Source organism: Cupriavidus sp. SK-4, assembly GCF_000611125.1.
Taxonomy (GTDB): Bacteria; Pseudomonadota; Gammaproteobacteria; order Burkholderiales; family Burkholderiaceae; genus Cupriavidus; species Cupriavidus necator.
On record NZ_JFJW01000102.1, the window covers coordinates 59,949 to 72,084 of the forward strand.

General features: G+C 69.5%; 6 protein-coding genes. 4 read left to right on the plus strand and 2 right to left on the minus strand.

The window, feature by feature from the left end:
- Window positions 1-34: 34 nt before the first annotated feature.
- Together CF68_RS22545 and CF68_RS22550 are read right to left on the minus strand one after the other, a co-directional pair.
- Window positions 35-4,117: a tetratricopeptide repeat protein gene (locus CF68_RS22545; protein ID WP_035823095.1), complete on the minus strand. Its 4,083-nt coding sequence runs from the start codon at window positions 4,115-4,117 to the stop codon at window positions 35-37.
- Entirely contained in the window at window positions 4,080-6,965 is a 2,886-nt protein-coding gene (locus CF68_RS22550; RefSeq protein ID WP_051591633.1) for a bifunctional glycoside hydrolase 114/ polysaccharide deacetylase family protein, read from the minus strand. Before CF68_RS22550 ends, CF68_RS22545 begins: the two co-directional genes overlap by 38 nt.
- Before the next feature lie 1,047 nt (window positions 6,966-8,012).
- Between CF68_RS22550 and CF68_RS22555 the strand changes: the two genes are divergently transcribed.
- From CF68_RS22555 to CF68_RS22570, 4 genes are all read left to right on the plus strand, one after another.
- Window positions 8,013-8,216, plus strand: a complete 204-nt coding sequence (locus CF68_RS22555) for a cold-shock protein (RefSeq protein WP_010810931.1) — start codon at window positions 8,013-8,015, stop codon at window positions 8,214-8,216.
- Between the two features lie 228 nt (window positions 8,217-8,444).
- Window positions 8,445-9,314, plus strand: a complete 870-nt coding sequence (gene hpnD, locus CF68_RS22560) for a presqualene diphosphate synthase HpnD (protein ID WP_035823097.1) — start codon at window positions 8,445-8,447, stop codon at window positions 9,312-9,314.
- Between the two features lie 59 nt (window positions 9,315-9,373).
- Complete coding sequence (gene shc / locus CF68_RS22565) at window positions 9,374-11,392, plus strand: squalene--hopene cyclase (RefSeq protein WP_035823100.1); 2,019 nt, start codon at window positions 9,374-9,376, stop codon at window positions 11,390-11,392.
- Window positions 11,389-12,069 carry a phosphorylase gene (locus CF68_RS22570; RefSeq protein ID WP_035823104.1) on the plus strand — a complete coding sequence of 227 codons (681 nt, stop codon included), beginning with the start codon at window positions 11,389-11,391 and terminating at the stop codon, window positions 12,067-12,069. The genes shc and CF68_RS22570 overlap by 4 nt, the downstream gene beginning before the upstream one ends.
- Window positions 12,070-12,136: the final 67 nt, after the last annotated feature.

Sequence of the window (12,136 nt, forward strand, 5' to 3'; positions counted from 1 at the left end):
TGTTACCCGATCCCTGCCATCCGCTGCCGCCGGCTCAGTACAGCCAGCGATAGCGCATTCCCAGTTCCGTCAGCGGCCTGCCACCGTTGCGCGCCGCGGTCTCATGCGAGATATACAGCGCCAGGTGGTCGTTGCCGAACACCGATCCGGCCACCCCGCCCTGCACGCGGAAGTTCTGCCGTGCGCGCGTGTCGCGCAGCAGCCCCACTTCACCGAACGGCCGCCACTTGCGTGTGTACTCATCCAGCAGCTCAGTGCCGAAGCCGAACAGCACGCCGGCCTGCGTAAAGCCCTGCGGCATGTAGAACGCCGGCGTGGCTTCGTCGTCGACCGGCACCAGCGACGCCATGCGCGGTGTCAGGCTGCCGCCGTTGGCGCTGTAGTTGGCATGCGTGCCGACCACGCGCACGGTGTAGTCCGGATACGAGGTGCGGATCTTGTAGCCGGCCTCGACGTCATAGACCATGCCATGCCCCAGCGCGCTGCGGTCCTGCCCGCGGAAGCTGCTGTACTCGATGCGCGCGCCGACGAACTCGCGCAGGCTGAAGCGCCAGGTTGCGCCCAGCCCCACCACGTCCTTGGCCCCGCCCACGCGCAGCGGCGCCGATTCATCGGCCGGCTGGTTCAGCCCGGCCAGCGTGCTGAACTGCAGCCGGCCCTGCTGGTTCCACTCGCCGAAGAAGCGCGCGGTCGCCATCGTGTCCAGCCCCTCGCGGTAGCCTGCCGTGGCACGCCAGCGCTTGCTGTTGTCGCGATAGCCCAGCGACAGGTCGGCGCGCCGGTCGGACGACGGCACGTTGACCAGCTGCTGCGGATCGGTGCTGCGCTGGTCGCGCCAGGTGCCGCGCAGGTTCAGGTCATACCCGTCCCACAGGCGCACGCCGCCAGCGAGGCTGCCTTCGGTGTATTCCAGCGGCTTCTGGTGCATGAAGCTCACGCGCGGCTCGATCGCCTGGGCGTTGTAGAGCAGCGTCTCCTGCAGGGTGTCCTGCAGCGTGTCGTCGGAACGGGCCCGCTCCTGGGTCTCGAAGGCCAGCGTCTGCGCGGCGCTGATGCGGTCCAGGCGCTGGTTGGCCTCGATCTGGTTGGCCACCGGCACGCGGCCGGCCTGCCGTTCCAGGATACGGTCAAGGCTGTTCATGTCCTGCCGGTCCAGCGCGATCGCCACTTCGGCATAGGCCGGGCGCTGCAGCCGGTTGACGTACTGGCGGGCCAGCCAGCTTCGCGCCAGCTCGTTGGATTCCGCGGACATCGCCCATGCCAGCGCGGCATCGCGCCCGGCAGCGGACAGCGCGGCATCGCGGCGGGCCGCATTGCGCGCGACCTCCGCGGACGCGGGCTCGCGCAGCGGCGGCAGCCCGGCCACCTCGCCCAGCTGCGACGGCGCGCCCGCCATCGGCGGCACCAGTTCGCGCGCCGCCGTGGAAGCGCGGTCCGCGCGCAGCATCTGGATCACCAGCGCGCGCGAGACATCGCCCGAGGCAAAGATCTGCCCCAGCGCCACGGTCTGGCGGCGCAGGTCCGCGCGCGAAGGCGCGCCGGACTCGTTCTCGTACTCTTCGTCGCCGTCGGTGTTGTCGGGCCGCAGCCCGGCATAGCGCACCCCGCCCTGGGACCAGCCGTGGTGCAGGTCGATCCAGGCCTGGCGGCGCACGCGCCAGGCCATGTCGGTCTGCCCTATGGCTTCATAGGCGTCGGCCATCAGGCTGAGCCAGAGCGGGTCGGCGCTCTTGCCGTCATTGAGCTTGCGCAGGTAGTGCATGGCCGCGCGCCCGTCCTGGAAGCGCATATGGCCCGCGGCAAAGGCGCCCCACAGGTCGGGGTTGTCTTCCGCGTCGTCCTTGACCCGGCGCATCACCGCGCGCACCTCGGTATCGCTGCCCTGGTCGACCAGCGTCCACAGCAGCGCCGCCAGCGTTTCGCTGTCGGCATCGCGCAGGCCCGCGGCGCGGCGCAGGTCGGCCAGGGCCTGGTCGCGCTGGCCGGCCACGCGGTAGTACTCCGCGCGCCGCATCAGGAAGCGGCTCGACTGCGCTGCCGCCTGGCGCTGCTCGGGCGTCATGTCCTGCAACAGGCGCCCGATGCGCCGGTAGGCGTGGGCACGCGTGTAGTAGTACAGCGCCAGTTCCAGCGATTCCGGCTTGCCGCCGCGGCGCCAGTCGGCCTCGGCGATGCGCCCGGCGTCGATCGGGGTCTTGTCGTAGTAGGCGATCAGGTTGGAGAAATCCGCCTCCTGCGTGTCGCGGACCTCGTCCATGCAGTCGTTGCGCGCCGGGCCCGCCGGCATCTGCAGGCAGTGTTCGTCCTGCGTCTGCGCCGCCGCCAGCATCAGCTGGCGATAGCCGTCCTTGAGCAGGTCGTCGCGCTGGTTCAGGCGCGCCAGCTCGGTAAAGGTGCGCCAGTAGAGGATGTCATCCTTCCCGGCCGTGGCACGCGCCGGCAGCATGGCGTCCAGCGCCTGCGCCAGCTTGCCGCGCACATAGAGCAGGTTGGCGAGCTTCAGCGCATAGGCTGGGCGCGGGCCGAAGCGCTGCTGCAGCTGCGTATAGATCTGGAACGCGCGCTCGTCCTTGCCGGCGCGCTCGGCCAGCGCGGCGTGGCGTTCCATGATTTCGCGCGCCCTGGGGCCGTGGCTCAGGCCTTCGAGGAAGCGCATGGCCTCTTCCGGCTCGCCCAGGCGTTCGTAGGCGGCCACCACCTCGTCCACGGTCTTCAGGTCCGAGCCGCCCGCGCGGTGGCGCAGCGCGGCCAGGTAGGCGCGATCGTCGGACAGGCCGGGGGCGAGCCGCATCACAGCATCCCACGCGCGCTCGTCGTTGGTGGCGCGGGCATAGTCGAGCCAGCTCTTCAGGGCCACGGCCGGCTGGCGGTTCCATTCGGCCACCTGTGCCAGCCGTTCGCGCCAGATCGCCTCGCCCGGCAGCCGGCGCACCGCGGTCTCGGCCACGCGCTGCGCCTGGTCGAGCTTGCCTGCCGACAGGAACACGCGATAGGCAAGGTCGTAGTCGTCGGCGTTGAACGGCTTGTCGGCTGGCTCCGCCTGTGCCTGCGCGGGCGCAGCAGCTTGCGCCGCGATCCTGCGCGTACCCAGCTGGCCGGAAGCGGCCAGCGCTTCACGCAAGGCCAGGCCGCGCGGCCCGTCGAGGAAGACAAAGCCGCGCTCGGCCCAGGGCTGGCTGGCGGCGATGCGCCGCACCTCGGCCTGGCGTGCGGCCAGTGCCGCCGGGCCGGCGTCGCGCGTGCGCGCCGAGACCTTCAGCAGCCGCTCGACATAGCGGCTGGCCTGCTCCGGCTTGTTGGCCGCCAGCGCCAGTTTGGTCAGGTAGCGCAGCACCTCCGGATCGTCCAGCAGCTTGCCGCCGTGGCGCTCGGCCTGCGCCAGCGCTTCGTCCAGCAGGTTGCCTGACTGCAGCGTCTGCACCGCCGTCAGGAACAGCGCGCGCCGCTCGGCCAGCGGGGTGGCGGCCGCCTGCTGCGCGAACAAGGCGTTGGCGGCGTCGCGATAATCGCCGCCCGCGATCGCCATGTCGGCCAGCTGGCGGTTCCAGAAGGCCGCGTTGTTGCGGTCCTGGCTGGCCAGCGCCGTATAGAACTTGCGCATGGCGTCCTGGGCGCCGGCCTGGCTGGACTGCGTGGCCAGCGTTTGCAGGTCGGCCAGCCCCCAGCTGCGCCCGGCAGCCTGGTCCAGCAGGCTGCGCAGCTGCACCAGGTTCTGTTCGCGCTCGGGGGTATCCGGCAGCGCGGCCCAGGCGCGCTGCTGCGCAATCTCGATACGCGTGCGCAGGATCTGGCCCGACAGGTCGGTGCCCTGCACCGCCTGCATGCGCGCCAGCATGGCCTGCGCCTCTTCCAGCCGGCCGGTGCGCGCGTATTGTTCGGCCAGCACGCCCATGAAGCCGGGGTCGTCGGGCGTGACCTTCCACCAGGCTTCCAGGTAGGCCATGGTCAGCCCGTCGATGGTGCGGCCCTGGCCCAGCAGGCGTTCGCGCAAGGTCTCGCGCGGGAACATCAGCGCCAGGCCGATCCCCACCATCGCGGTGAAAGTCAGCACCAGCGCCGGCGGCAGCAGCCGCTCGCGCTCAACCGGCGCAGCGGACTTCGACTTGTTGCCTGGCATGGTTCGGATCGGTGACGGGTGCGGTATCCACGCGCAGCGTGTTGCGCTCGCGGATGGCCTGTACGGGCTTGCCATCGACGCTCACACGGCAGTTGCCGGCGTTGGCAAGACGGAAGAATGGCTTGAAGTAGCCGCTGAAGGCGAAGCGCGTGACGCCATCGCGCTGCGACCAGTCGCGCACGATGCCGTTGGCTTCGGCCAGCTGCGGCGCGGCCGGGGCAGTGACGGTGTCGCGCACGGCAAAGCGCGCATCGCCGCCATCCAGGTGCAGGTAGACGCCGCCGCCCGGTGCCGGCGAGGTGCCGGTCACGCCGTTCGCCATGCCCACGTCGGGCATGCCCGCGCCGCTCCAGCGCAGGTTGCGCAGGTTGCCGTCGCCGCGCACGATCCATTCGGCACCGGTGCCGCCGGGCTGGCCGTCGCCCACGTCCCGCGCCACGGCCATGTCCTGCCAGTCGAGCACCTTGCGCACGTAGTCGGTCGAGTGCAGCGGCAGCAGCGGCTGCGCCAGCACATAGTCATAGACCTTGCGCAGCGCCTTCAGCGACGCGGCCTTGGTGCCCGAATAGCTGTGGTAGTAGATATTGACCGGCTTGAAGCGATAAGGCTTGTCGGTCAGCTCGTAGGTCTCGATCACGCGCTCGAAGCCGTAGAACGGGCCGTGCCAGAGGTTGGTGTAGACGTTCTCGTTCTGGTTGGGCGCAAACACCTGGAAGGTGCCGCCGGGCTTGTTGATGCCCAGCGGCGCAATCGCGGTCCAGCTGGGATTGCTGCGCGTGATCAGCGTATCGCCGCCGTTCATGTTGAGCACGCGCGCCTTCTCGGTCAGGCGCAGCGCCTCGGCCGGCGGCTGGCAGTCGCCCGACCACAGCAGCATGCTGACCGGCTTGCCGGCCGGCGCCAGGGTGCGGTTGATGTAGTCGATGGAGCCGCCGATCTCGCGGTTCAGGTCCATGCTGTAGCCGGGGATGCTCAGGTGGAAGGCCTCGTCGCCCTCGACCACGGCGGCCCCGCTGGATGGCGCTGCCTGCCCTGGCTGTGCCGGCACCGTGCGCGACCACTCGAACGGATGCGAGAAGGTATGGCTGGCCACCTCGACATAGGGCTGCGCGAAGATCTTGCGCGCGATCGGCTCAAGCTCAGCGCTGAGCCTGGGGTACATGCCGTCCTTGCTGACTTCGCCCTGGATCACCGACATCGTCATCGGCAGCCGGTAGCGGTCGAAGATCTCGCGGAACAGCACCTCGCCGGAGAAGCCGCCACCGGGAATCTCGGCGCGCGAGGCAAAGCCGTCGCCGTCGATATGGATGGTCAGCAGGCGCCGGCCGTTCTCGGTGGTGACATCGGGCACGGGCATGGCGGGCAGGCGCAGCGCCTCGCGCAGGAAGTCCAGCGGCTGCACCACCCAGCGGCTCTGGCCATTGCCGTTGCCGCTCTGGCGCACCGCGTACGGCCCCAGCACATAGCCGCCCCACGGCGTGATCGCGGCGGCGTCATAGGTCAGCGTGCCGGAGCGCAGGCGCAGCAGCGAACGGTAGCCATCGCCGTCCGGCACCTGGATCGCTTCGGCCTGGGTGCGGTCGGGCGCCACCGGCATCTCGAAGCCCATCATCCGGTCCTTGGCCAGCACCTCGACCGGGCCCGACACGCGGCCCTTGACGGTCTTCAGGCCAAAGCTGCGCGCCACCGCGCCGCTCACGCTGGTGCCGAAGTCGTTGAGGAACACCACCGGCATGCCCTGCGCCATGCGCGCCTGCACCCAGGCATGGAAGCGTCCCGGCTGCGCCGTGACATTGCCTGACAGGTACACCACCACGCCGGCGTAGCGGTCCGGCCCGATCTCGGGCAGGTCCTCGCTGGTCTCGGCGAAATCCACGCGATAGCCAAGGTAGTTGAGCGGCATCGAGACAAAGCGCACACCCTCGGAATCATCGATCGACACCCCGGGGCGGCGCTCCTGCACCACCAGCACGCGCCGGGGCAGCACCTCGACCTTGCCGATGCCGACCGTCTGCAGCCCGGGATCGGCCACATAGGGCGTGATGCCCAGCGCGCGGATGCGCTGCGCGGTTTCGCGTGCGCAGCGGCGATCCGCCGGCGGGCAATAGTCGATCGAGATCACCGGCAGGCGGTATTGCTCGCGGATGGTGCGCGCCTGAGCCAGCAGCCAGTCGCGGTCAGCCTGCGGCACGTCGACATAGCGGCCCTGGGCCTGGTTCCAGCCGCGGAACAGCGACTCGAAGGCGACGGCATAGGCCAGGTCATGCACCTGCGGCAGGATCTCGAAGCCGCGGTTGAAGACCAGGCGCGCCTCGGGGTAGCGCGCCTTGATGGCGCGGATCACGCGCACCAGCCCGGCTTCCTGCCGTGCGCGCTCGGCGTCGGTCCTGGCGGCAAGCTGGTAGGAATCGAGGGTATCGAGGAAGAAGCCGCGGAAGCCGCGCTGCCACAGCGGGGCGATCACCTTGTCGACATAGAAGGCGGGCCAGCCGTCGGCTGCCTGGTCGATGACCGGGGCGTTCCAGGCGTCATTGCGCCCGACGAACCAGGCCTTGGGGATGTCCTTGAAGTAGGGGCGGCTCTCCAGCACCTCGCCCACGCTGACATAGGCAAACCAGGCGGTGGCCGGCGTCGCCGCCTGGCGCGGGTCGAAGCCGCTGTCGGGCTCGACCACGGCGATGTCGAAGGCCTGCAGCGCGTCAACCGGCGGCTTGGTGCCATAGTGCAAGGCAATCGACGGCATGGCTGGCGTCTGCGCCGCGGGCGCCGGCGCGGCCGCAGCCGTCGCCGCCCCAAGGGCCAGCGCCAGCGCCAGCGCGATGCCTTGCACCCGCTGCGCCATGCGCATCCCTACCCACCCCGATCGGAACGGCATGCGGCCGCCCCGGCTCCCTTGTGCTTCCTCCAGCTGCTTCACAGGCTTGCTTCCTCTTGTCTGCGCACGCCGGCAAGTGCCTCACGCACGACATTTCCCGAGGCGGTCGTCGCCGCCTTGTGTCCGACTGCGGATCTCAGAATCGGAAAAATCTGATGGTATCCGGAAACGAATGCTAGGACAGACGCATGGATCACATTGTCAACAATTGTCCCAACACTGAGACATTGAGCCGGCTCGCGCGTTAACGCGCGCCACCGTGCGGCAGGGCGCGCGCCAGCCCCCCCNNNNCTCGCGGTACGGGCGTACCGCGAGCGTGGCTCAGCTCAAATGCAAACAACGGAAACCGTCCAGGCCCCGTGCGCGACGGGTGGTGGGGCTGTCCGCAACCGCAATGCCGGACAGCTAGGTTTGAAACGCCATGATGGATTCCCCGTTCCGATCTTTTATGTATGGGCCCGCATACAGTGGGCGCGCTCATGTATGTCTGCGCACGACGCGAGCGCGGCCACCGGCCTGGCCTTTATTGTCGGCATAATGATATATCCGGGCCGCGCCCGCTTCCCCCGAACGCGGTAGGCATTGGGTGCCGTAAGAATTTGTAAAAAAGATGGCCCGCCCATGCACCGGACGGCAGCCATTATGCACGGGGGCATGGCATCGCGCTCCCCGACGGTGCACGCACAACCAAATCCGCCAATAGAAAATCAGGGAATTCACTGAACTGAAGCCGAAGTAGAAAACGCTAATATCTCCTATCGGAACCTCTCATCATGATTAGGCGCTTAGCCTGATTGACACGCCGGGAAAATTCGGCAGAATGATTCCCACTTGTGCAGCGCCCATGCGGTGTGTCTTTTGGTGTTGTCGTTCCGTGACGTTTTCGGTTGTCACGACAGCGACATATCGAAGTCATATGGAATGCGCTGGCGGGGAACATAAAAAGGATCCGCTGGGTGCGTTGCACACGGTGTATAACGAGCGTTTTCGCTCATTTTGAAATTCAAGGTTGAGATAGATATGGAAACCGGTACCGTTAAGTGGTTCAACGACGCCAAGGGCTTCGGCTTCATCACGCCGGATGAAGGCGGCAATGATCTGTTCGCGCACTTCTCCGCAATCGAAGGCAATGGCTTCAAGTCGTTGAAGGAAGGCCAGAAGGTTCGCTACGTCAAGGCCATGGGCCAGAAGGGCGAGCAAGCCACCAAGATTCAGGCCCTCTGATACCGGTGGATTCCGGGCCGGTCCAGCGGACCGGCCGGAAGGAAAGCCCCGCAGCTTCGGCGCGGGGTTTTTTTATTGGCGCGCCGGCACCGGGGGCCGCCGATGCGGCGGTCTTGCAACGGGTGAAATTGCTATAATCGGCCGACCCACAACCGCCCTCCCGCCTGTGAGCGCGCACGGATGCTGCGCGGTCAGTGCGGGACGGTATGCAGCGTGTCGAGGAGTTACGTGGCCGGTACTCAAATCGCAACGCAAGACGCCCCTGTCGCCGCCGACCATGGCAGCCAGGCGGGCCCGGCGGCCTCGGCCGGCAGCTCCTTCCATGCCGCGCTGCGCATCCTGCCGCCAGCGCAGCGCCAGGCCATGTTCGAGATCTATGCGTTCTGCCGCGCGGTCGACGACATCGCCGACGGCAACGCACCGCACGCCGAGCGTCTTGCCGCCCTCGATGCCTGGCGCCGCGACATCGCCGCCTGCTACACCGGCAATCCGCCTCGCGCCCTGCAGCCGCTGACTGCGCAGATCCGGGCCTTCCACCTGCAGCAGCAGGATTTCCTCGCCGTGATCGACGGCATGACCATGGACGTGGTGCAGGACATCCTCGCCCCCGACGCGGCCACCCTCGACCTGTATTGTGATCGCGTCGCCAGCGCTGTCGGCCGGCTGGCGGTGCGCGTGTTCGGCCTGGAAGAAGCGTGCGGCATCGCGCTCGCGCACCATCTGGGCCGCGCGCTGCAGCTGACCAATATCCTGCGCGATATCGACGAAGACGCTGCCATCGGCCGGCTCTACCTGCCGGCAGAGGCGCTGGCCGCGGCCGGCATCGGGGCGGACACGCCCCAGGCCGTGGTGGCCCACCCCGCCGTCGGCCAGGCCTGCGCGGCCGTGGCAAGCGAGGCCCAGGCGCACTACGACCAGGCCTACGCCATCATGGCGCGCTGCCCGTCCCGCCAGGTGCGCTCGCCGCGCATCATGGCCGAGGTCTACCACCGCATCCTGGCGCGGCTGCGCACGCAGGGCTGGCGCGCGCCGCGCCAGCGCGTGCGCCTGCCGCGCGCCCAATTGCTCTGGATCGTGCTGCGCCACGCCATTGGCTGAGCGCTGCACCCGATGCATGCCGGGCGCGGCCGCGCCGTGCGCCGGCACAAGGAGTCTGCATGTCGATGAACGAGACCGCCTTTGCCACGGCAGTGCCACGGATCGCGCCGGCCAGCGCGGGGGACAGCCCCTCGCCGCGCGGCGCCGCGCAGGCACTGGACCACGGCATCGGCCGCGCGATCGACGCGCTGCTGCACCAGCAGCGCCCCGACGGCCACTGGGTCTACGAACTGGAAGCCGACGCCACCATTCCCGCCGAATACGTGCTGATGGTGCACTACCTCGGCGAAGCCCCGGACCTGGAGCTTGAAGCGCGCCTGGCCCGCTACCTGCGCCGCATCCAGAATCCCGATGGCGGCTGGCCGCTGTTCCATGAAGGCCGCTCCGACGTCAGCGCCAGCGTGAAGGCCTATTTCGCGCTGAAGATGGCCGGCGACGATCCCCAGGCCGCGCATATGCAGCGCGCGCGCCGGGCCGTCCACGCGCTGGGCGGCGCCGAGGCCAGCAATGTATTCACGCGCACGCTGCTGGCCCTGTACGGCGTGATGCCGTGGTCGGCGGTGCCGATGATGCCGGTCGAGATCATGCTGCTGCCGCAGTGGTTTCCGTTCCACCTGTCCAAGGTCTCGTACTGGGCGCGCACGGTGATCGTGCCGCTGCTGGTGCTGAACAGCCTGCGCCCGCAGGCGCGCAACCCGCGCGGGGTCGGCATCAACGAGCTGTTCGTCGGCAACTGCCATACGGTGGGGCTGCCGCCGCGCGCGGCGCACCAGCACGCCGGCTGGTACACCGTGTTCCGCGGCCTGGACGCGCTGCTGCGCGTGGCCGAGCCGCTCGTCCCGCGCACGCTGCGCCGGCGCGCCATTGCCGCGGCGCGGGCCTTCGTGCATGAGCGGCTCAACGGCGAGGACGGCCTGGGTGCCATCTTCCCGGCAATGGCCAACAGCGTGATGATGTTCGACGTGCTGGGCGTGCCGCCCGACGACCCGGCGCGCGCGCTGGCGCGGCAATCCATCGAGCGGCTGCTGGTCGAGCACGGCGACGAAGCCTATTGCCAGCCCTGCCTGTCGCCGGTGTGGGATACCGCGCTGGCCGCGCACGCGCTGCTGGAAACCGGCGAGGCGCGCGCAACGGCCGCGGCCGGGCGCGGCCTGGACTGGCTCAGGCCGCTGCAGGTGCTGGACGTGCGCGGCGACTGGACCGTGCGCCGCCCGCTGGTGCGCCCCGGCGGCTGGGCCTTCCAGTACGCCAATGCCTATTACCCGGACGTGGACGACACCGCCGTGGTGGCCGCCGCGATGGACCGCTACATGCGCGCGCACGATGTGCCGGGCCGCTATGACGAAGCCGTGGCGCGCGCCGCCGAGTGGATCGTCGGCATGCAAGGCGGAGACGGCGGCTGGGGCGCGTTCGAGCCCGAGAACACGCATCTCTACCTGAACAACATCCCCTTTGCCGACCATGGCGCGCTGCTGGACCCGCCCACCGCGGACGTGTCCGCGCGCTGCCTGTCGATGCTGTGCCAGATCGGCGCCACGCCGGGCAAGAGCGAACCCGCCGCGCGCGCCCTGCGCTACCTGCTGGCCGGGCAGATGCCCGACGGCAGCTGGTTCGGCCGCTGGGGCACCAACTATATCTACGGCACCTGGAGCGCGCTGTGCGCGCTTAACGCCGCGGGCCTGGCCCCGGAAGCCCCCGAGATGCGCCGCGCCGTGGCGTGGCTCGAGCAGATCCAGAACGCCGACGGCGGCTGGGGCGAGGACGGCAGCAGCTACCGGCTCGACTACCGCGGCTACGAGCCCGCGCCCAGCGTGGCCTCGCAGACCGCATGGGCGCTGCTGGCGCTGATGGCAGCCGGCGCCGCGCAGCATCCCGCGGTGGCGCGCGGCATCGACTACCTGCTGCGCACGCAGCAATCCGGCGGGCTGTGGCATGAGCCACGCTTTACCGCCGTGGGCTTTCCGCGCGTGTTCTACCTGCGCTATCACGGCTATGCGCGCTACTTCCCGCTGTGGGCGCTGGCGCGCTACCGCAACCTGCAGCGCGGCGTCGCGCACCAGGTGTCGTGGGGGCTGTGACGGCACCGTTCGTGCTGGTCGTCACCGGCATGGCGTTCGAGGCGCGCATCGCCGCCGGCCCGCATTGCCGCGTGGTGCACGGCCTGCGCGGACTTGCGCTGGAACAAGGCGTTTCCGCGATGGCGAGCCGGCACTGCATGGGCATCCTCAGCTTTGGAGTGGCGGGCGGGCTGGATCCCGCGCTGGCGCCGGGCGCTCTCGTGCTGGCGGACTCGGTGTGCGCGGCTGGCGATCGCTACGACACCGACATGACTTGGACCCGGGCGATGCACGCGGCGCTGCCGCATGCCAGGGTCGGGATACTTGCCGGCGCGGACCAGCCGGTGCTTTCGGTTGCCGCCAAGCAGATGCTGCACCGGGCCACGGGGGCACTGTGCGTCGACATGGAATCGCACCTCGCCGCGCGCATGGCGGCGGCTTGCCGGCTGCCGTTCGCGGCTTGCCGCGTGGTGATCGACCCGGCCAGCCGCGCGGTCCCGGCTGCCGCGGCGGCGGGCATGGGTGAAGATGGCAAGACGGATGTGGGCGCGGTGCTGGGCGGGCTCGTGCGCGCGCCGTGGGAACTGCCGGCGCTGATGCGGCTGGCCGGCGATGCGGCGGCCGCGCGCGGGGCGATGCGGGCGGCACGACTGGCGCTGGGGGATGAATACGGCTTGCGCGATGTGCGGACGCAGTAAAACTGGCGTCGTCATCCGAGCCTGCCGATCGACTTCTCCCTCACCCATTGTTTTCTCCCTCTCCCGC